Source organism: Vulgatibacter sp. (genome assembly GCF_041687135.1).
GTDB lineage: Bacteria > Myxococcota > Myxococcia > Myxococcales > Vulgatibacteraceae > JAWLCN01.
Map to the genome: position 1 here is coordinate 40205 of NZ_JAWLCN010000012.1, position 20461 is coordinate 60665.

The 20461-nt window shown below is 72.4% G+C and carries 15 protein-coding genes; 14 read left to right on the top strand and 1 reads right to left on the bottom strand.

Annotated elements, in window-relative coordinates; translation table 11 throughout:
- Positions 1-21: 21 nt before the first annotated feature.
- Together ACESMR_RS20780 and ACESMR_RS20785 are read left to right on the top strand one after the other, a co-directional pair.
- Complete coding sequence (locus tag ACESMR_RS20780) at positions 22-4710, top strand: response regulator (RefSeq protein ID WP_373049042.1); 4689 nt, start codon at positions 22-24, stop codon at positions 4708-4710.
- A 98-nt stretch (positions 4711-4808) separates the two neighbouring features.
- Positions 4809-7079: an IgGFc-binding protein gene (locus ACESMR_RS20785; protein WP_373049043.1), complete on the top strand. Its 2271-nt coding sequence runs from the start codon at positions 4809-4811 to the stop codon at positions 7077-7079.
- A 15-nt stretch (positions 7080-7094) separates the two neighbouring features.
- On the opposite strand, the gene ACESMR_RS20790 is transcribed toward ACESMR_RS20785, so the two are convergent.
- Positions 7095-8582, bottom strand: a complete 1488-nt coding sequence (locus tag ACESMR_RS20790) for a sensor domain-containing diguanylate cyclase (protein ID WP_373049044.1) — start codon at positions 8580-8582, stop codon at positions 7095-7097.
- A 139-nt stretch (positions 8583-8721) separates the two neighbouring features.
- Between ACESMR_RS20790 and pgeF the strand changes: the two genes are divergently transcribed.
- From pgeF to ACESMR_RS20850, 12 genes are all read left to right on the top strand, one after another.
- A complete protein-coding gene (pgeF, locus tag ACESMR_RS20795) occupies positions 8722-9471 on the top strand; it encodes a peptidoglycan editing factor PgeF (protein ID WP_373049045.1) in 750 nt (249 codons plus the stop codon).
- Between the two features lie 62 nt (positions 9472-9533).
- On the top strand, positions 9534-10391 hold the full coding sequence (locus ACESMR_RS20800; protein ID WP_373049046.1) for a tetratricopeptide repeat protein: 858 nt from the start codon (positions 9534-9536) through the stop codon (positions 10389-10391).
- Between the two features lie 11 nt (positions 10392-10402).
- A complete protein-coding gene (locus ACESMR_RS20805) occupies positions 10403-11560 on the top strand; it encodes a LysM peptidoglycan-binding domain-containing protein (protein ID WP_373049047.1) in 1158 nt (385 codons plus the stop codon).
- A gap of 101 nt (positions 11561-11661) precedes the next feature.
- Complete coding sequence (gene sppA, locus ACESMR_RS20810) at positions 11662-12579, top strand: signal peptide peptidase SppA (RefSeq protein WP_373049048.1); 918 nt, start codon at positions 11662-11664, stop codon at positions 12577-12579.
- Between the two features lie 3 nt (positions 12580-12582).
- Positions 12583-13080: an HIT family protein gene (locus ACESMR_RS20815; protein ID WP_373049049.1), complete on the top strand. Its 498-nt coding sequence runs from the start codon at positions 12583-12585 to the stop codon at positions 13078-13080.
- On the top strand, positions 13064-14680 hold the full coding sequence (locus tag ACESMR_RS20820; RefSeq protein ID WP_373049050.1) for a DNA methyltransferase: 1617 nt from the start codon (positions 13064-13066) through the stop codon (positions 14678-14680). The genes ACESMR_RS20815 and ACESMR_RS20820 overlap by 17 nt, the downstream gene beginning before the upstream one ends.
- Before the next feature lie 22 nt (positions 14681-14702).
- Positions 14703-15905 (top strand): tetratricopeptide repeat protein, encoded by a 1203-nt coding sequence (locus ACESMR_RS20825; RefSeq protein ID WP_373049051.1) that lies wholly within the window; start codon positions 14703-14705, stop codon positions 15903-15905.
- A gap of 129 nt (positions 15906-16034) precedes the next feature.
- On the top strand, positions 16035-17837 hold the full coding sequence (locus tag ACESMR_RS20830; protein ID WP_373049052.1) for an arginine--tRNA ligase: 1803 nt from the start codon (positions 16035-16037) through the stop codon (positions 17835-17837).
- Positions 17838-17877: 40 nt separating this feature from the next.
- Entirely contained in the window at positions 17878-18636 is a 759-nt protein-coding gene (locus ACESMR_RS20835) for an SPOR domain-containing protein (RefSeq protein ID WP_373049053.1), read from the top strand.
- Positions 18636-18992, top strand: a complete 357-nt coding sequence (locus tag ACESMR_RS20840) for a cupin domain-containing protein (RefSeq protein WP_373049054.1) — start codon at positions 18636-18638, stop codon at positions 18990-18992. Before ACESMR_RS20835 ends, ACESMR_RS20840 begins: the two co-directional genes overlap by 1 nt.
- A gap of 75 nt (positions 18993-19067) precedes the next feature.
- Positions 19068-19262, top strand: coding sequence for a ribbon-helix-helix domain-containing protein (locus ACESMR_RS20845; RefSeq protein WP_373049055.1), 195 nt, complete (start codon positions 19068-19070; stop codon positions 19260-19262).
- Positions 19263-19436: 174 nt separating this feature from the next.
- Positions 19437-20369, top strand: a complete 933-nt coding sequence (locus ACESMR_RS20850) for an NAD-dependent epimerase/dehydratase family protein (protein WP_373049056.1) — start codon at positions 19437-19439, stop codon at positions 20367-20369.
- Positions 20370-20461: the final 92 nt, after the last annotated feature.

A 20461-nucleotide genomic window follows, 5' to 3' on the forward strand; every position in this document is an offset into this window, starting at 1 on the left:
ACGCGCTACCATCTCCTCCAAATGCGCAACAAGCGGATCCTGATCGTCGAGCCCGAGGCCGATTTCGCCCTCCAGATGGCTGCCGTCCTCCACGAGGACGGCTTCGCCACCACCGTCGCCCACAGCGCCCCCGAGGCGCTGCGGGAGGTCGAGGAGCGGCGCCCCGACCTCGTCTTCCTCCGTGCAGAGCTTCCCGAGCAGAACGGCTTCAGCCTCTGCGCGCGGCTCAGGCGCGACCGAACCCTCGCCGATCTGCCGATCGTGATCGCCTCCAGCGACAGCTCGCCGGAAGCCCTCGCGGAGCACGCCGGCAACCAGCAGTACGCTGCGAGCGCCTACCTCTCGGTGCCCTTCGCCATGGACGATCTGCGGGCCACCGTGGCCTGGCTCGCGCCGCCTCCCGATGCGGCGGAAGCCGATGAGGTCGAGGAGATCGACGCGGAGGAGATCCTCGAGCTCGAGCCGGTGGAGGAGGCGGAGGCCGCCACCAACGACGAGTCGGCCGCGGAGGTCGAGGGCGGCGACGGCGCCCTCGACGCTGCCGACGGAGCCGAGACCGCGGATGCGGACGAGGACGCCGCCTCTGCCCCGGCGAACGCGGAGGAGGACGAGCTCGGCGAGAGCCTCGACGAGGCGCTCCTCGGCGAGGGTCCCCGCGAGGCGCCGGCGCAGATCGCGGAGATCCCCGTGACCGCACCGCCTCGCCCGCCGAAGATCCCGCGGCGCGAGCGGCGGAGCGCCATCACCGAGGAGGACCGCGTCTTCCTCGATCGCACCTTCGGCACCATCGCCGACCGCAAGGCCGAGCTCCTCACCGAGGCGCGCGCCGGCGCGCGGCGCAGCGGGATGCGCCGCGATCTCCTCGGCACGCCCGAGGGGAAGCTCCAGCTCCTGCGCGAGGAGCTCCGCGGCCGCGAGGCGCAGATCGCCCGTCTCTCCGAGATCTGGTCGGTCCGCGAGCGCGAGCTGGCGCAGGTGGACGACAGGCTCCACGACAAGGAAGTGGAGATCCAGTCGCTGAAGATGCAGGTCGACGACCTGATGCGGCGGCTCACCGACGCCCGCGATCTCTTCCTGCGCAAGGAGCGCGAACACGGCGAGAACGTCGACAACCTCCTGCTCGAGCGCTTCCTCCAGGAGAAGGAGCTGATCGAGGTCGTCGCCGGCAAGGAACGCGAGATCAACCTCCTCCGCCGGGACCTGGGCAACCGTGGCGAGGAGCTCTCCGTCCGTGCCGCCGAGGTGCTGCGGCTCACCGAGGAACTCGATCGACTCGAGCGCGAACACTCGATGGCGCTGCTTCAGTTCGAGACCCACGAGGACGAGCTGCTTCGCACCATCGCCGGTCGCGAGACGCTGATCGCGGGACTCGCGGACGACGTGCGGTCCCTGCGCGCCACCGAGCAGGCGCTGCGGCTCGAGATCGACGAGCGGCTCGCGGAGGCCGGCAGGCTCCAGCGCGCGATCGCCGTTGCCCTGGATGCGGCGGTGGCCGACCGCGAGTGGCAGCTCCGCACCGCAGGTGCAGCTGCCGACGCGGCGCTCGCCCGTGCAGCAGGGGCCCTCGATGCCGAGGCCGCCGCGCGAAGGGAGCGCGAGGCGCAGGTAGGCGCACTCGAGGATCGGATCTGCAGCCTGGAGATCGAGCTGCAGGAAGAGGCTGCGGAGAGCGACGCGCTTCGCACCCAGCGCGACGGCATCGCGCAATCCCTCGGCGAGCGGATCGCCGAGCGGGAGCAGCGCTTCGCGGTCCTCGACGACGACTTCGCCACCTTCCGCAATCTCGCCGAGCGCCGCGAGGAGGAGCTCTCCGCGGAGCTCTCCGCCCGCGCCGAGCAGGTGGGCTCCCTCGAGGGCGAGCTCGAAGCGCTGCGGGCGGAGAAGGCGGATCTCGAGGCAGAGCTGCGCGCGGAGTTCGATGCGCTTGCAGCGGAGAAGGAAGCCCGCGAGGAGGCCCTCGTCGCCGAGGTCGCCGCCTGGGTCGAGCGGCACGAGGAGCTCGAGGCGCGGCTGGCTGCGGAGACCGAGCGCGCCCTGGCGGCGGAAGCCGATCTGCAGGGCAGGCTCGACGAGACCGTGGGTACGCTCGCAGCGGCGCACGAGGAGCTGGCGCAGGTCCGGCAGGATGCACGGGACCGCGAGCACGAGCTCGGTACCGAGATCGCGCGGCTCCAGGCGGAGCTCGCTGCGCGGATCGAGGCGGCGGAGCAGCGCGAGGGCGAGCTCGTCGGTGAGATCGCCCGGCTCGAGGGGGAGCTGGCGGAGTCCCGCGAGGAGCGGGAGCGTACCGGCGCTGCGCTCCGCGGGGAGATCGAATCCCTGCAGCTGGAGCTGGCGGATACCCGTGGTGCCGCCGCCGCTGCAGAGCGCGCGCTCCGCGAGGAGATCGAGACGCTGCAGTCGACGCTCTCCGATCGCATCGCCACCGCGGAGCGGACCGAGGCGCAGCTCTTCGCGGAGATCGACGCGTTGCAGGCGAACCTCGCCGAGCGGATCGCCGCAGCAGAGCAGGCCGAAGCCGAGCTGCGGGGGGAGATCGAGCGCCTGCAGACCAGGCTGGCCGATCGGATCGGCGAGGCCGAGCGGACCGAGTCCGAGCTGCGCCGCGAGATCGAGAGCCTGCAGTCCACGCTCGCCGATCGGATCGCCAGCGGCGAGCGCACCGAGTGGGAGCTGCGCGCGGAGGTCGAGGCGCTGCAGGCGACGCTCGCCGAGCGTACGGCTGCGGCGGAGCGGACCGAGTCGGAGCTCCGCGGCGAGATCGGTGCGCTGCAGTCCACGCTCGCCGAGCGCATCGTCGCCTCGGAGCAGACCGAGGCGGCGCTCCGCGGCGAGATCGAGGCGCTCCAGGCGGACCTCGCCGAACGCATCGACATCGGCGCCCGCACCGAAGCGGAGCTCCGGGGCGTGATCGATGCGCTCCAGAGCGAGCTCGCCGAGCGCACCGCCGGCGCCGAGGCGGCAGAGCAGCAGCTGCAGGCCACCATCGAATCGCTGGAGCAGCGCCTGGCAGAGCGCGCTGCAACCGCCGAGCAGGCGGAGGCGCTCCTCCGGGCCGAGATCGAATCGCTCCAGGAGGATCTCGCCGAGCGTATCGCCGCCGGCGAGCAGACCGAGGCGGTGCTGCGGGCCGATCTCGGACAGGTGCAGGAGGCCTTCGCTTCCCACCGCGAGGCTGCGTCCCGCACCGAGGGGGAGCTGCGACAGCTGCTCGAGAACGAGGAGGCGCTCCGCGCAGCCGAGCAGGCGGAGGCCGCCGAAGCGGCTGCTGCGCTTCGCACCGAGATCGATCGCACCGAGGCGCGGCGCAGCGCACTCGAGACCGAGCTGCTCGGGGTGCAGGCCGAGAAGGCACGGCGCGAGGAGGCGCTCGAGGGCGAGATCGCCACGCAGCACGAGCGCGCCACCCGCCTCGAGCACGACCTCGAGTCGCAGCGCGCAGGCTTCGCCGCCCGGGAAGAGGAGCTCACCACCGCCCTCGCCGAGCGCAACGAATCCCTCGTCGACGCACGCTCGGAGATCGAGCGGCTCGAGGAGGAGCTGCGGATCCTCCGCTCCGACCTGGGCGGTCGCGAGCAGCAGCTCAGCGGCGAGCTCGCCGACGCACGGCTCAAGGTCGAGGAGCTGGAGAGCCACCTAGAGGAACTGCGCACCGAGCTCTCGGGTCGCGAGCTCAACTGGCAGGCGGAGCTCGCGCAGCGTGCAGCCACCGCCTCCGAGCTCGATCGGAAGCTCGCCGCCCTGGCGGCGGAGAAGCAGAAGCGCGAGGAGCAGCTCGGGCGCGAGGTCGCCGGCAAGACCGAGACGATCCGCGGCCTCGAGAAGCGGCTCAAGCAGGCGGAGGCCGAGAGGGACGAGCTGCGCAGCAGCGCCGAGCTCGATCGCACCGGGCTGCAGAGCCGCCTCGCCGCACAGGCCGAGGAGGCGGAGCAGCACCGCGCCGCCCTCGAGCAGGCCCGGGCCCGGATCGCCACCCTCGAGGAGCGCGCCGCCGAGCTGGACCGCGGCGGGAAGAGCGCCCTCGCCACCAGGAACGCCCAGGTGCAGGAGCTGGGGCAGCAGCTCGCAGCGGAGCGCGAGAGCGCCCGCCGCCGCGACGAGGAGCACCGGCAGGCCACCGCCCGCTTCGAGGCGCAGCTCACCGCGCTCCAGGCCCAGGCGGAGGAGGCTGCGGCGGAGCAGCGTCGCACCCTGCAGGATCTGGGGAGCCAGACCCAGGGCAGGGCCCGGAAGATCCAGGAGCTCGAGGTCGCCCTCGAGAACGCCACCACCCATCGCTCCCGCATCGAGCGGGAGAGCGCCCAGAAGCAGGCGGCGCTCGAGGCCCGGCTCCAGGAGATCTTCGCGAGGCTCCAGACCGCCGTGCGCGAGCGCAAGGAGATCGAGGGCCGGGTCGGCAGGGAGATCGAGGAGACCCTCGCCCGCCACAAAGCCGAGCTCGAGCGCCGGGAGCAGCAGCGCGGCCTCGAGGTCGCCAGGCTCCAGGCAGCGCTCCAGGAGAAGACCCGGGCGCTCAAGGTCACCGAGCTCGAGCTGGGCAGGGTGAAGAGCAAGCTCGAGGGCCGCGGCCCCGTGGCCCGTCCTGCCGCGGCGCGGGCCAACGTGGTTCGCTCGGCTCCGGAGGACCTCGAGAAGACCCGGGTCGCCTTCGACGCCGCACTTCCCGACGGTGATTCCGAGGAGATCGAGCTGGAGATCGACAAGCTCTGACCTGGTCGGCCCCCACGGCAGGGGGCCATCGCGCCGTTGTGCCCGTGGCCCCGCCGTGGCGTAATGGCGGCATGTCGCGAACGAGGGGAGGGCACACGGTGCGCTGGGCACCGGTGGCGGCCGCATTGTGGCTTGCCGCCCTCTCCGGCTGTGCCGACCAGTGGCTGCCTGCTGCGCCCGCAGCAGGTACCCCCGCCCGTTGCCCAGCGGGAACGCGCCTCGACACCAGCGACGGCAGCTGCGTCGCCGCCGGCTGTTCCTCCGACGACCACTGCCCGGCGGGCTGGCGGTGCAGCGGGCTCGACGGCATCTGCGTGCTCCCAACGCCCGATCCACTCGATCCGCAGCCGGAGAGCTGCACGAGCGGCAGCGTCCGCTGCGACGTCGGCGGCAGGCGGGAGCTCTGCTCCGGCGGAAGCTGGATCGACTTCGCCTGCCCGCCGGACCTGCAATGCAGCGGCGGCATCTGCGTCTCCTGCCGCGCCGGCGCACGCCGCTGCGCAGCCGAGGCGCCTGCGGCCTACGAGCTCTGCAACGAGGAGGGGAGCGGCTGGCGCCGGGTGGAATGCCCCGGCGAAGAGGCCACCTGCGCCGCTGGCCGGTGCCGGATCTGCGAGCCGGGCGCGAGCCGCTGCACCGAGGGCGGCCGCTCGGTGTGTGATCCCGCGGGGACCGCCTGGTTCGAGAGCCCGTGTGGTCCGTCGAGCCGCTGCGTCGAGGCGGGGGGCGGCGCCAGCTGCCAGGCGATGGCGTGCACGCCGAACGAAGGCAGCTGCCACCCGACGGATCCTTCGCGCCGCCTCGTCTGCGCCGCGGATGGGAGCGCCATCGTCGAGGTGGCGTGCGCGAGCGGCTCCACCTGCCACGAACCGAGCGCCACCTGCCTCGACGCCTGCGCCCGCGCAGCTGCGGAGGGGCGGGGCGCCGGCTGCGAATATTGGTTCACCCACCTGCCCAACGGCGCGGGGCTGCGTCTGCCCACCGCGGCGCTCACCCTGGTGGTCGGCAACCCGGGGCCGGATCCTGCGGCGATCACCGTGGATGCAGCGGACGGCGTCCGCCTCCTCGAAGGAGCGCCACTCGCTGCTGGGCAGATGATGGAGCTCCCCCTGCCGTGGCAGGCCTTCTCCGGTACCGGAGATTCCCGCGGCGCCTTCCGCCTCGGCTCCACCGCGCCGGTCGTGGCCCACACGGTGAGCCGGGTGGCAGGCGAGGATCGGAACCGCTGCATCGCCCGCGGCTGCTACGAGCCGCCCTGCTGGCCGGACGACAGCTGCGCGGTCTACACGACGAGCGGCGACGGCACGCTGCTGCTGCCCTGGCATCTGCTCACCCAGGCCTCCGGCGCCGGCAGCGGCTATCTGGCCTTCACGCCGCGCCACCAGCAGGAGATCCGCGCCAACCCGGGTCTGCTCAGCCTCGTCGGCACCAGGGACGGCACCACCGCCACCGTGGAGTTCACCGCGTTCACCGAGGTGAGCGGCGCAGCGGGCAGCACCGCCTACGCCCCTGGCGACGTGGGCATCTTCGGCCTCGAGGCCTTCGACGTGCTCCAGTTCGCCACAGCCGCCACCGGCACGAGGACCGGCCTCTCGGTGGGCGGCGTGGAGCGCGCGGAGTGGGCGAACGACTTCGCGGGCACCCGCATCGGCAGCGACGCGCCGCTGGCTGTCTTCGCCGGCACCGATGTGGCCCGACTGCCGCTGGAGTCGAGCGCCACCGATCATCTCGAGGAGCAGCTTCCGCCGCGCGGGCTCTGGGGGCGGCGCTACATCGGTATGCCCCGCGGCCCCGGCGACCGCTTCGCCCTCGTGATCGGCGCGGGACCGGCGCTGGTCACCTCCACCGTGCCCCTCGCGCTCGAGGACGGAAGCAGCGGGCAGGTCTTCTCCTCGCTGCCGGCCCGATCCGTCCTCCGCTTCTCCGCCGCCGCCCCCTTCGAGATCCGCAGCGACGAGACGGTTCTCCTCCTCCAGCTCACCGCAGGCGAGGACGGCGTCGAGCCCGCCTTTCTCTCGGTGCCGCCGGTGGAGCGCCACCGCACCCGCTACCTCGTCCACGTCGGCCCCGGCTCGACCTCGGAGCTCCACCTCGTCGCCCCGCGCCTCGATCCTGGCGGCGCCGTCTTCGACGTGCGGATCGGCAGCGCGGTGGTCTCGGGCTGGGAGCCCTTGCCGGGCACCGACCTGCGCACCGCGCGGGTTCGCCTTTGCGCCGGCAGCGGCAGCCCCTGCGCGGTGGAGGGGTTCTACACGGTGCAGGCGGCGGAGCGCTTCGGCCTCGTGGTCCACGAGGGCGGCGGCGTCGGCATCGCCTACGGCGGTGGCCTGGGCGACGCGCCCGGCATCTACCGGCCGCCGACCTATTGAAGCGCAGGCTCGGGATCAGCCGGCGCGCTGCTGCGCTGGCCCGAGCGGGACCTCCGCCTCCGCCGCGGTGATCTGCCGCCGCCGCTCGGGATGGAGCTCCATCCCCGGCCGGTAGGCCGTGCTCCGATTGCGGCCGCCGCGTTTCGAGGCGTAGAGGGCGCTGTCCGCAGCGTCGAGGATCGCGATGGCGTCGCCGCCGTCCGCGGGGAAGGTCGCCACGCCCACCGAGGCGGCGACGCTGCCGCCGCCGGGGACCGCCACCTCGTGGATAGCGAGCCGGATCTTCTCCGCCACCTCGACCGCCTCGGAGGCTGGGAGCCGGGGGAGGATCACGGCGAACTCCTCGCCGCCGAAGCGCGCCACCGTATCGACGCGGCGCACCTTGCGCCGCAGCGCCGCGGCGACCTCCTGCAGCACCCGGTCGCCGGTGGCGTGGCCGTAGGTGTCGTTCAGCTGCTTGAAGTGGTCGATGTCGATCATCGCAACGGTCACCGCGTCGCCGTAGCGCTCCGCGCGCCGCAGCTCCATTTCGAGGTGGGCGAAGAGATGCCGGCGGTTGTAGGCGCCTGTGAGCGCGTCGGTGATCGAGAGCGCCACCATCTGCTCGTAGAGGCGCGCGTTGGCGATGGCGAGCGCCGCCTGCCCGGCGATGCTGCCGAGCAGCTTGAGATCCTCGGGGGCGAAGCCGTCGATGCGCCGCCGCGCGAAGAGCAGGGCGCCCACCACCTGATCCTTGTGCTGCATCGGCACCGCGAGAAGCGAGCCGTCCTCGCCGCCCACCTCGACGCTGCGCTGGAGTACCAGCTCGCCGGTGGCCACCGCGTCGCCGGCGGGACCGGCACCGATGGGCTGGCGATCGCCGGAGGCGAAGCGCTCGGGGAGCACGCCGTAGACCGTGCGCACCAGCAGATCGCCCTGCGTCTCGTCCACCAGCAGCACCGCGAAGCCGTCGAAGCCGAGGGTGGTCGCCACCAGCTCGCTCAAGCGGCCGAGGAGCTCGCCGAGCTCCAGGGTCGAGTTGAGCGAGCGGGTGATGTCGAAGAGGAGGGAGAGCTCGCGCAGACGCTCGGCGAGCCGCCGATTCGCCTCCTCGACCAGGCGCGTCTCCCGCTGGAGCTCGGGCTGGAGCGAGAGCTCCTCCTGCATGCGGCTCACCTCGCGGCTGCGCTCGATCGCTGCAGCCTGGTGATCGACCAGCTCGGCGAGGAGTTCGTTCACCGTTTCCGCGACCTGGCCCACCTCCGCCGGCGGCAGCACCGGCAACCGGGCGATCCCCCGTGAATCCCGCACCCGCGCCATCGACTGCGCGAGCCGACGCAGCGGCGCCAGCAGCACCAGCCACGCCACCGCCGCGACGCCGGCGAGGCTCGCGAGCCCGACGGCGAGGCCGAGCCGCCAGCCCGCGCCCGCCGCCACGGCGCCGCCGATCCCCGCGGCGACGCAGGGCAGGGCGGCGAGGAGAAGGAAGCGGCCTGCGGCCGTGTGGTGGAAGGATGGGGACACGCGCTCTCTCCCGCTGGGGCCGTTCCGGCCGGAGCGGTTCGTTGTCGGCACCGTAGCAGAGCGCACGTGCGCGTAACAACGCGGGTTTCCCGGAGGTCCCGGAGCTGCCGGCGGGGCGTTCCGTGGTAGCCTCGAGGCCATGTTCCTCACCAGCGCGCTCCTCGACCGGGCCGGCGTGATCCACGGCTTCACCACACGCGAAGGCGGCGTCTCCGAGGCGCCGTGGGATGCCCTCAACCTCGGGGGCTCGGTGGGCGACGATCCCGCGGCGGTGGAGGCCAACCTCCAGCGTCTCGCAGCGAGCGCCGGCATCGCGCGCGAGCGCTTCCGCGGCGCGGTGCAGGTCCACGGCGACCGGGTCCTGCTGGTGGAGGAGGGCCCCTGGGACCCGTCCAACGAGGGCGATGCGCTCCTCGCCACGGCGTCGGGGCTCGCCGTCGCGGTGAAGACCGCCGATTGCGTCCCGATCCTGCTCTTCCAGCCGGAGACCGGGGAGGCAGCAGCCGTGCACGCGGGCTGGCGCGGCACCGCTGCGGCGATCGTCCGCCGGGCGGTGGAGGCCCTCGCCTCCCGGGGCGGCGATCCCGGCTCCACGCTGGCTGCGATCGGCCCCTGCATCGGCAGGTGCTGCTACGAGGTCTCCGCGGAGCTCGCCGCCGACTTCGGCAGCAGGATCGGCCCCGGCGTGGTGGAGGGTCGCCGCCTCGATCTCGCCGAGGCGAACCGCCTCCTCCTCCGCGAGGCCGGTCTGCAGGAAGGCGCGATCGACGTGCTCTCCCGCTGCACGGCATGTGAACCGGTCCATTTCTTCAGCCACCGCCGCGACGCAGGGCGGACGGGCCGCCACCTCTCGTTCGTGGCGGCGCGCGACGGGCGGTCGCTTTCTTGACACCCCCTTCGCTCCGCCCGTACCATCGCGCCGATTTCGCAGCCTTTTTTCGGGATCTGCCCTTGAAAGTCTCCTCCCTCGCGCTCGCCACCGTCGCCGCCGCCCTGCTCTCGGGCTGCGCGCACGGCGGGGCTGCGTCCGAGGCGGAGCTGGCAGGGCTGCGCGAGCAGGTGACCAGGCTCCGGCAGGATCGGGAGAAGGATCGCCGCCGCCTCGAGGCGCTCGAGGTCCAGCTCGCCGCCGTCGCCCGCAGGCAGCAGCAGGAGAAGCAGAAGCCCCCGGCGCCGAACTCCGCTCGTTCCGCACCTGCCGACCTCTCGGTGGTCCGCCTCGCGCCCCCGGCCCCGGCGCCCGCACCGGCAGCTCCCGTCGAGGAGGAGGACTCCTTCGTCTTCATCGTCGACCGTGGCGACGGCGACGAGGGTGCTGCCGGGACGAGCCGGCCCCTGCGGCAGGCGCGCCGCGGCATGGGCGGTCCCGCCGGCGGGGTCGACACGGCGCCGCCGATCCCCACCGCGATCGAACTCCAGGATCCCACCGAGCCCGCTGCGGGAAGCGACCGCTACGACGCGGGCCTCGACGCGATCACCCGGGGCGATCTCCCTGCGGCGGTGGCGGAGCTCGAGGCCTTCCTCGCTGCCCACCCCCGCGATCGCCGCGCGGACAACGCGGTCCTCGCCCTGGGCGACGTCTTCCGCCAGCAGCAGATGCCCGGCAGGGCGCTGCAGCAGTGGGAGCGGGTCGCCACCGATTATCCCGCAGGAGACGCGGTGCCCGACGCGCTGCTCCGGTACGGGGAAACCTGCAGGGAACTGGGCCGCAGCGCCGCATCGCGCGCTGCGTTCGAGCGGCTCGTGCAGAACTACCCGGGCACCCAGGCCGCGACGCGCGCTGGCGCGTACCTCGCCGAAGGAAAGTGAAGGAGTCGCCGATGCGTCGTTCGCTCGCGCTGGTAGCCATTCTCGCCGTGTCCCTCCCGGGCGCCGCAGCCGCCCAGGAAGCGGCGCAGCCTCCCGCGGAGGGCGGGCCCTCGGAGGTGGATCACCTCCCCGTCGCAGGCGACGAGACGCCCCGTGATTTCGGCGGCGCACCCGACGACGTGGTGCCGAGCGTCTCCGGTGACACGCACACGGTGGAGCGGGGCGACACGCTCTGGGACATCTCGGGCAAATACCTGGAGAACCCCTGGTACTGGCCGAAGGTATGGTCCTTCAACCCGCAGATCGAGAACCCGCACTGGATCTATCCCGGTGACGAGATCCGGCTGCAGCAGGACGACGGCGCGGCGCCTGCCGGCGGCCCGATGGCCGATCTCTCCAAGGGCGACTTCACCGATCCCGGCAGCGACGACGTGAGCGTCGCGGGCCGCATCGGCGTGCAGCTTCCGAAGAACCTCCTCGCGCCCACCGCCGGCTTCGTCACCGAGCAGGAGCTCGCCGAGAGCGGCGTCCTCGCCAAGTCCTGGGAGGAGAAGGCGCTGCTGATGGAGGGCGACCGGATCTACGTCGCCTGGCAGGACGCCGCCGACCAGGTCGAGGTCGGCAACACCTACGTCATCTACCGCACCGACCGCGAGGTCTCGCATCCCGAGGAAGGCGGCACGGTGGGTTACCTCACCCGCGTTCTCGGCACCGCCCGCGTGGTGGACGCGAAGCCGAACGCCGACTACGTGACCGCGGTCATCGTCCGCTCGCTCTCCGAGATCGAGCGCGGTGATCGGATCGGCCCCGTCGCCGGCGAGCTCTCCCACCGGGTGAGCCGCGTCTCCAACCGGTCGGAGGTCGACGCCTTCATCCTCGCCACCCTCGAGGAGAACCTCGCGGAGCTCGGCCAGGGCCACCTCGTCTTCCTCGACAAGGGGAGCGAGGACGGCCTCGTCGCCGGCAACACTCTCGACGTGATCCGCGCAGGTGACGGCCTCGAGGACGACGGCTACACGCCCCATTTCGACGAGGAGCTGCCGGTGGAGAACATCGGCTCGCTGATGGTCGTCGACGTGAAGGAGCGCACCGCCGCGGCGCTCGTGGTCCGCTCGATCCGCGAGCTGCGCATCGGCGACCGGGTGGAGATGCGGGTCGCCGCCAACTGATCGGGCGGCGGTGACGCGATTCGCGCGGTGGCGGCTTCCCCCGGGGAGCCCCGCCGCGTTCGTCTTTTCGGGCCTTCTGCTGGAAGGCCCTCGAGGTCGTAGTGGACAAGCGGTCGGCCCTCGTCCTGGGTGGCATCTTCGGCGGCGTCTTCGTGGCGCTCTTCGGCTTCCTCTTCCTCTCCTGGACCGTGGTGCAGGGGCAGGGGCGCGCGAGCTTCGGCGGCGGCCGCATCGGCGTGGTCGAGGTGAAGGGCCCGATCATGGAATCGGACGATGCGGTGCAGCAGCTCCACGACTTCCTCGAGGACGATGGCATCCAGGCCGTGGTGGTGCGGGTCGACTCCCCCGGCGGCTCGGTTGCGCCCTCGCAGGAGATCCACACCGAGGTGCGGCGCCTCGCCGAGAAGAAGCACGTCGTCGTCTCGATGGGCGGCGTCGCCGCCTCCGGCGGCTACTACCTCGCGGCGCCGGCGGATCGGATCTTCGCCAATCCGGGCACGCTCACCGGCTCGATCGGCGTGATCAGCCAGCTCCCCAACGTGGCGGAGATCACCGACAAGCTCGGCTTCAAGATGAACGTGGTGAAGAGCGGCGCCTCGAAGGACGTGGGCAATCCCTTCCGCCCCTTCACCGACGCCGATCGCGCGGTCTTCCAGTCGATGATCGACAAGGTCTACGAGCAATTCGTCGCCGCCATCGTCGAGGGGCGCAAGCTCCCGGAGGAGAGGGTCCGGGCGGTTGCCGACGGCCGCGTCCTCACCGGCGAGGAGGCGGTGGAGCTGGGCCTCGTCGACGAGCTCGGCAACTTCCACGACGCGGTCCGCGCAGCAGCCGACCTCGCCGGCATCGAGGGCGATCCGCACCTCGTCTACCCGCCGGAGGAGAAGGTCTTCGGCATCGAGTCGCTGCTCGCCGATGGCGCCCGTGCTGCGGTGCGCGCCGGCGTGGGCGAGCTCGAGCGGCAGGTCGAGGGCGCCGCCGCTGGTCCGCAGCTGCAGTACCTGCTGCCGGGGTATTGAACGATGGAACGACTCTGGGCGCCGTGGCGCCTCGCCTTCGTCGAGGGGAGCGAGGAGAAGCCGCAGGGCTGCATCTTCTGCCTCTTCCCGAAGGAGGGGCGCGATCGCGAGCGGCTCGTCCTCGGACGGAGCGCGCACGCCTTCGTCATCCTCAACAAATACCCCTACAACAACGGCCATCTGCTGGTGGTGCCCGGCGCGCACGTGGCCGATCCCGCCGAGCTCGCCGAGGAGGCCTTCCTCGATCTGCAGCGGTTGCTGCGCGCCAGCATCGCGGTGGTCCGCGAGGTCTACGGCCCCGACGCGCTCAACGTCGGCATGAACCTCGGGCGCGCCGCCGGTGCCGGCATCGCCGATCATCTCCACTGGCACGTGGTGCCGCGCTGGGCCGGCGACGTGAACTTCATGCCGGTCCTCGCCGAGACCCGGGTGATCCCCGAGCACCTCGACGCCACCTGGGCGAAGCTGCGCCCCGCCTTCGACCGTGCGCTCGGCGCTTGATCCGATCCCCGGCGTGCCGCCGGCGGAGCGCCTCGTCGAGGCGAGCCATCCGCCGGAGGCGCGGATCCACAAATGGGAGGCCCGCAAGGATCTCGGCGTGGTCTCGGCCTGGATCGAGGCGGGCTCGGCGCCCGGCGATCTGGTGGTCGATCCCTTCATGGGCAGCGGCACCGCGCCCATCGCCGCCGCCCGACTCGGGCGCCGCGCCATCGGCATCGACATCAACCCCCTCGCGGTCGAGTTGGCGAGGCTCCTCGCTGCGCCGCCCGAGGTCGACGCGGTGCGCGCCGGATTCCGGCGCGTCGGCGATCGCCTCCGGGGCGATGGGGCCCGCACGCTCCCCGGCCTCGGCGCCCTGCGCGACCTCTATGCCGCCGCCTGTCCCTGCTGCGGCGCGGCGGCGGAGCTCGCCCACGCGGTCTGGTCGGTCCATGTCGCCTGCGGCTGCGGCGCGGTGACGCCGGCCCACGCCCTGCGCAAGGGCGGCGGCCGCGGCACCGCCGGGGCGAAGCGCTGCCCCTCGTGCGGCGGCCTCCCGTCCCGGGGCGGCGACGCCTACCGAGGCAGCGAGCTCCACCTCTGCTTCGTGCGCTGCGGCAGCTGCGGCCTGCAGGAGGCGGCGCCCACCGCAGCCGATCACGCCACCGCCGCAGCGCTCGAGACCGCCCGCCACCGCGCCGATCTCTGGACGCCGTCCGGTGTTCCCCTCCGCTATCCCGACGGTACGCCCTTTGCGCAGCTGCGCCACGCGCTCCGGGGCAGGCCCGTTCTCGACGAGCTCTGGACCGGCCGCAACTGGCTCGCCACCGGCCTCGTCGCCGAGGCGATCGACCAGGAGGAGGGCGCCGTTCGCACCGCCTTGCGGGTCTCGCTCTCGTCCATCGTCAAGGCCACCAGCCGCATGCCCACGGTGAACAGCGGCGGCTGGCGCAACAAGGGCACCGGCCTCTCCAGCCATCTGCTCGGCATCTTTCCGATGCACCTCGAGCAGAACGCCTGGGAGGAACTCGAGCGCCACGTGATCCGTCGCCTCCTCCCGGGCCTCGCGGCTCTCGCCGGCAGGCAGCGGGTTCGCCTCGTCGACGCGCCGCTTTCCCCTGGCGAGATCGCGCTGCGGCAGGGGCCCGCTGCGGAGCAGCTCGCCAGCCTGCCGGCGGAGTCGGTGGGCTTCGCCTTCGCCGATCCGCCCTACGGCGACGCGGTCCAGTACGCGGAGCTGGCCTATCCGCAGCTGGCCTGGCTCGCCCGGCCCCTCGCAGGCGATGCGCTCGGCAGCCGGCTCGGGCGCTGGCTCGAGCAGGTGGTGGCCCACGAGGTGGTCGAGAACCGTGCCCAGGGCAAAGGGCGGGCGGCCTTCGCCACCGGCCTCGGCCAGGTTCTCGGCGGGCTCCGGCGCGTGCTCCAGCCAGGCCGCGCAGCGGTGGTGACCTTCAACAGTCCCGACGAGGGTCTCGTGCGCCTCGTCACCGATCTCGCCACCGGCGCAGGCCTCGTGCCTGCGGGCATCCACCACCAGGCCGCCTTCAAGCCGAGCCACAAGGGCGCCTGGCACGAGGGCACCGCCCGCGGCACCCTCTACCTCCGCTTCCTTCGCCAGTAGCCCCGGGGCTATGCTCCCCCGGGTGGATCCCGTTCTCGCCAGGCTCCTGTGGGCAGCGCTCCTCGGCATGGCCGTCGGGGCCGTGCTCGGCGTGCTCGTCGCGGCCATGGGCAAGCGCCGCAGGCACGTGCAGGCAGCCGAGCGCCACGCGCTCCTCGCCCAGTTCCGTTATGCGCTGAGCGACGATCCCGACGGGGCCCTCGAGGAGCTCACCACCCGTGTCGCTGCCGAGGATCCCGGCGGCGTGGAGACCTTCTTCGCCCTGGGGTCGCTCCTGCGTCGCAAGGGCGATCACGGCAAGGCCATCGCCCTCCACGAAAAGCTCCTCGGCAACGCCAGGCTCCATCCTACCGTGCGCCGCGCCGCTGCCTACGAGCTCGCCCTCGATTTCCGCAGGGCGGGCATGCACGGCCGCGCCACCGACGCCCTCGAACGGCTGCTCAAGGCGGAGCCCGAGCACCGCGAGGCGCTCCGGGAGCTCCGGGAGATCGCCGAGGAGGAGAGCGACTGGCCCAGGGCCATCGCCGCGCAGGAGCGGATCCTCGCCCTCGGCGGCGGCGGCGCCACCATCCTCGGCCACCTCCACGCGGCCCACGCCCGCGCGCTCCTCGCAGGGGGACGGCTCGACGAGGCGGCTGCAGCGGTGGACCGCGGCCTCTCCGCCGACCCCGACGCAGCCGACGCCCTCGCCGCCAGGGCGGAGATCCGCGCCGCAGGCGGCGACGCCGCCGCTGCCGCCGCAGCCCTCGGCCAGGCCCTCGACCGCTGCCCCGATCTCGCCGCGGTGATCCCGCTCGCCCACGTGGACGAGGCCTTCCTCACAGACCGTCTCGCCGTCCACCCGGCCCACCCCTGGCTCCGGCTCGCCCGTGCGCGGCAGCGCCGCGCCGCGGACAAGACCACCGCGGCAGCGGAGGCCCTCCGCGATCTCATCCGCCTCCATCCCGGCCTGGCGGAGCCGAGGCAGGAGCTCGCCGAGCTCCTCCTCGCCGGGCCGGAGGCAACCGCCGAGAGCTTCCGGGCCGAGCTGCTGGCGCTCCTCGCCGGCCTCGGCGCCCCGGCGCGTCCCTTCGCCTGCAGCCGCTGCGCGGTGGAGCTGGTCGGCTTCACCTTCCGCTGTCCGCGCTGCTTCGGCTGGGACACCGTTCGACGCACCGACCCGGCCGGCACGGAACGGACGGGGCATCCTGGCGAGTTCCCCACGGACAGACGCGCAGGAACGTGATATCCGGCGCGGTCCTGTCGGAAAAACCCCGGCAAATTGACCCCATGGGGAAGCCGCACGTAAGGTGCGGCCCCGAGGCAGCGTCGGCGGCGCGGCAGCGCGCGGGCCTGCCACAGGAGCACAGCGAGAATGCGGGAGACGGTGCGGCAGATCTTCGAGGCGACCATCGGCCTTTGCGTGGCCGACGGCCTCCTTCCCCCGGCGGTGGAGGGATCCTCCTTCTCCGTGGAGACGCCCAGGAACCCGGAGCACGGCGACTACGCGGTGAACGCCGCGATGGTGCTGGCCAAGGCAGCCGGCAAGCCGCCCCGCGCCATCGCCCAGATCCTCAAGGATCGCCTCCACGATCCCGACGGGATCCTCTCGGGCGTCGAGATCGCGGGCCCCGGCTTCCTCAACGTCCGCGTCGATCCCGCCTGCTTCTTCCGCTCCCTGCGCCTCGTGCAGGAGAAGGGCGAGCGTTTCGGCCACTGCGACCACGGCAGGGCGCAGCGGGTGATGGTCGAGTACGTCTCCGCCAACCCGACCGGCCCGATGCACGTGGGCCACGGCCGCGGCGCGGTCACCGGCGACGCCATCGCCCGCCTCCTCAAGGCCGCGGGCTGGGACGTCACCCGCGAGTACTACGTCAACGACGCAGGCGGGCAGGTGATCGCGCTCGCCCGCTCGGTCTGGATCCGGGCCCGGGAGATCTGGGCAGCGACCCACCCCGACGCAGGTCTCGAGCCGATGTCGCTCGGCGAGGACGACTACAAGGGCGAGTACGTGGTCGACGTGGCCCGCGCCGTGCTCGATCGCTGGCCGGAGGCGGAGCGCGAGGCCCTCGTCCAGGGCCCCTTCGAGCAGATCCGCGTGCCCCTGATGCGCCGCGCGGTGCAGGTCGTCCTCGACACGATGATCAAGCCGGATCTCGAGGCTTTCGGCATCGAATTCGACAACTGGTTCTCGGAGCGCACCCTCCACGAGAACGGCGAGATCGAGAAGGCCCTCGCGGATCTCACCGGCCGCGGCTTCATCGAGGAGCGCGTGCTCCCGCCGCCCCGCGGCATCGAGCGCGATCCCGACGCCGACACCGAGGGCAGGGCGCAGCTCGTCTTCCTTTCGCACCGCTTCGGCGACGACACCGACCGGGCGATCAAGAAGGCCGACGGGAGCTATACCTACTTCGCCGCCGACGTGGCCTACCACTGGGACAAGCTCCAGCGGGGCTACGATCGGCTGGTCAACGTCTGGGGTGCGGATCACGGCGGTTACGTGCCCCGCGTCCGCGCCGCGATCCAGGCGATGGGCAAGCCCGCCGAGGCCCTCGACGTGGTCCTCGTGCAGATGGTGAACCTGCTCAAGAACGGCCAGCCCGTGAAGATGGGCAAGCGTTCGGGCAACTTCATCACGATCCGCTGGCTCCTCGACGAGGTGGGCGCCGACGCGGTCCGCGTCTTCTTCCTCATGCGCCGCGGCGACGCGATGCTCGATTTCGACGTCGAGCTGGCCAAGGCGCAGAGCAAGGACAACCCGGTCTTCTACGTGCAGTACGGCCACGCCCGCTGCGCCGCGATCCTGCGCAAGGCGGTGGAGGCCGGCCTGCCCAGGCCTGGCTTCGACACCGACCTCTCCCGGCACCTCACCATGCCGGAGGAGCTGGAGCTCGCGAAGCGGATCCTCGCCTTCCCGGAGCTGGTCGCGGGGGCGGCGGAGGCACTCGAGCCCCACCGGATCGTCTTCTTCATCCAGGAGACGACCGCCGCCTTCCAGAGCTACTACGAGAAGGGGAAGCGGCAGGGCGAGAAGGTGATCTCCGAGGACCGGGGCAAGACGATGGCCCGGCTCTACCTGATCGCCTGCATGAAGCAGGTATTCGCCAACGCGCTCGCGCTCCTCGGTGTCTCGGCGCCGGAGCGCATGGCCCGCGAGGCGGAGGACGAGGAAAGCTGACCGCGCCCCCCCGTGCACCGGGGGAGAGCGGAGGAGTGTGATGCGGGACGTCGGGCGGATCAGGGAAAAGATCGAGATCGTTCTCGACAGCAGGCAGGTGGTGTCGATCGTCCTCGGGTCGGCGGTGCTGCTGGGGATCGTCTTCTACCTCGGCGTCACCGTCGGCAAGGACCTCGCCGCGGCGCAGCCGGCGCCGCCGGCGGATCCCCTCGCCGAGCTGGATCGGCAGGCGGAGGCCCTGGCCGAGAAGCTGACCTTCCCCGACTCGCTCACCGACGAGGCGGCGCCGCCGATGCCCTCGGCGGAGGCTGCGGCTGCTGCGAAGGCCGAGTCCGAGCGGGCCGCTGCGGCCGAGGCGGAGCGCGCCCTCGCCGCTGCGGAGAAGGCTGCTGCCGAGAAGGCCGCCGCCGATGCGGAGCGGGCGAAGGCCGAGGCCGAGGCCGAGGCCGAGGCAGCAAAGGCTGCAGCGGACGCGCGGGCCGTCGCCGCGGCGAAGCCCGTGGATAAGGCCCCAGCAGCCCCGAAGCCCGCAGCGCCGCCGAAGGTCGAGGCTGCTGCAGGCGGCTTCACCGTGCAGGTGGGTGCGATGCCCAACCGCAGCGAGGCCGACGCGCTGGTCACCCGCTTGCGGGGACAGGGCCTTTCACCGTATGTGGTGGCCGCCGACATTCCGGGGAAGGGGACCTTCTACCGGGTGCGGCTGGGGCGCTTCGCGAGCCGCGACGAGGCGAAGCGCTATCTCGCCGACGTGCAGCGGGAGACCCAGCTCAGCGGATTCGTGGCGCAGGTGGACGGGTGATGGAGATCACACGGGTCGAGAAGCCCTGGGGCTACGAGCTGTGGTGGGCGCGGACGGATCGCTACGTGGGCAAGCTGCTCCACGTGAAGGCGGGCCACCAGCTCTCGCTGCAGTACCACGTGAAGAAGGACGAGACGATCCACCTGCAGCGTGGCGAGCTCGTGCTCGTGGTCGACGAGGGGCAGGGGCTGGTGGAGAGGCGCCTCGCGCCCGGCGCCAGCTACCACATCGCCCCGGGCATCCGGCACCGGATGATCGCGGTGACCGATTGCGACGTGCTCGAGGTCTCCACCCCCGAGGTCGACGACGTGGTCCGCCTCGAGGACGCCTACGGCAGGGTGAAGCAGACGGCCTGAGAGCAGCCGGGCAGGCAGGCGCCGGCAGGCCGCATGCTTGACCGGCTCATATATGGTCACATAGCGTGCCGCCACATGGGCCGGAAGAAGATCAGCACGACCATCTACATCACCCCCGAGCAGGACGAGAAGCTCAAGCTCCTCAATCGGAAGACCAAGGTCCCGATCGCGGAGTACATCCGGCAGGGGATCGATCTGATTCTGGAGCAGCACAAGGAGCAGCTGCCGGGCCAGCAGGAACTCTTCAACTTCGAGCGCCGCTCCAGCTGATCCGAGGCGCCGAGCCACCTGGCGAGCAGGCCCCCGTGCTGTTTGGGGGTCCCCGGGTGATGCGCATCCGGGCCACCAATCTTTACGTTGCTCTGACCGGGAACGGGCGCTTGCCCGGGGCCCACGAGCGACGCGGGTCGATCCCCGAGGTCGGCAACTACAGAGGGGTAGTACATGAAGGTTCTGATCACGGGTGGGGCAGGGTTCATCGGCAGTCACATCGCAGACGGCGTCCTCGCCGCTGGCCACGAGGTCGTGGTCCTCGACAACCTCTCCTCCGGCAAGCGCGAGAACGTGCCGGCGCAGGCCACCCTGGTCGAGGCGGACATCCGCTCCGACGAGGCGGCCCGCCTCGTCCGCGAGGGCGGCTTCGACGCCGTGATCCACCAGGCCGCCCAGATCGACGTGCGCAAGTCGGTGACCGACCCGCGCTTCGACGCCGACGTGAACCTCCTCGGCATGCTCAACCTGCTCGAGGCCGCGGTGGCAGGGGGCGTGCAGCGCTTCCTCTTCGCCTCCTCCGGCGGCGCCTGCTACGGCGAGCAGGACGTCTACCCGGCGCCGGAGAGCCATCCCACCAGGCCGGTCTCGCCCTATGGCGCCTCGAAGGCAGCCGGCGAGCTCTACCTCGGCTACTACGGCTTCGAGAAGAAGCTCTCCTGGTGCGCGCTGCGCTACGCCAACGTCTATGGCCCGCGGCAGGATCCGCACGGCGAGGCGGGCGTGGTGGCGATCTTCACCGGCCGCTGCCTCAAGGACGAGAGCTGCACGATCTTCGGCGACGGCAAGCAGACCCGCGACTACGTCTACGTGGGCGACGTGGCCCGGGCCAACGTGCTGGCGCTCACCAGCGACTACGTGGGCCCGCTCAACGTTGGCACCGGCGTCGAGACCGACGTGGTCGAGCTCCAGGCCGGGATCGCCCGCGCCACCGGGGCGAAGACGCCCGCCGCCTTCGCCCCGCCCCGGGCAGGCGAGCAGAAGCGCAGCTGCATCGATCCGGCGAAGGCCGGCGCGGTCCTCGGCTGGAAGCCCCAGGTGAGCCTGCAGCAAGGGCTCGAGCGGACCGCCGCCTTCTTCCGCGAGCTGCTCGCCCGCGCCGCCTGAAAAAGCACCGACGCCCGGCGCCGTGAATGCGGCACCGGGCGTCCCTTGTTCTGCGTGGCAAGGTCCTTGCGCGTGTGCTAGGACCACGCCCT

Bases quoted from the DNA above. Each gene is read 5' to 3' on its own strand.
- ACESMR_RS20780 (WP_373049042.1), top strand. From the start codon at position 22: ATGCGCAACAAGCGGATCCTGATCGTCGAGCCCGAGGCCGATTTCGCC.
- pgeF (WP_373049045.1), top strand. From the start codon at position 8,722: ATGTTCCTCACCAGCGCGCTCCTCGACCGGGCCGGCGTGATCCACGGC.
- ACESMR_RS20805 (WP_373049047.1), top strand. From the start codon at position 10,403: ATGCGTCGTTCGCTCGCGCTGGTAGCCATTCTCGCCGTGTCCCTCCCG.
- ACESMR_RS20815 (WP_373049049.1), top strand. From the start codon at position 12,583: ATGGAACGACTCTGGGCGCCGTGGCGCCTCGCCTTCGTCGAGGGGAGC.
- ACESMR_RS20830 (WP_373049052.1), top strand. From the start codon at position 16,035: ATGCGGGAGACGGTGCGGCAGATCTTCGAGGCGACCATCGGCCTTTGC.
- ACESMR_RS20835 (WP_373049053.1), top strand. From the start codon at position 17,878: ATGCGGGACGTCGGGCGGATCAGGGAAAAGATCGAGATCGTTCTCGAC.
- ACESMR_RS20840 (WP_373049054.1), top strand. From the start codon at position 18,636: ATGGAGATCACACGGGTCGAGAAGCCCTGGGGCTACGAGCTGTGGTGG.
- ACESMR_RS20845 (WP_373049055.1), top strand. From the start codon at position 19,068: ATGGGCCGGAAGAAGATCAGCACGACCATCTACATCACCCCCGAGCAG.
- ACESMR_RS20850 (WP_373049056.1), top strand. From the start codon at position 19,437: ATGAAGGTTCTGATCACGGGTGGGGCAGGGTTCATCGGCAGTCACATC.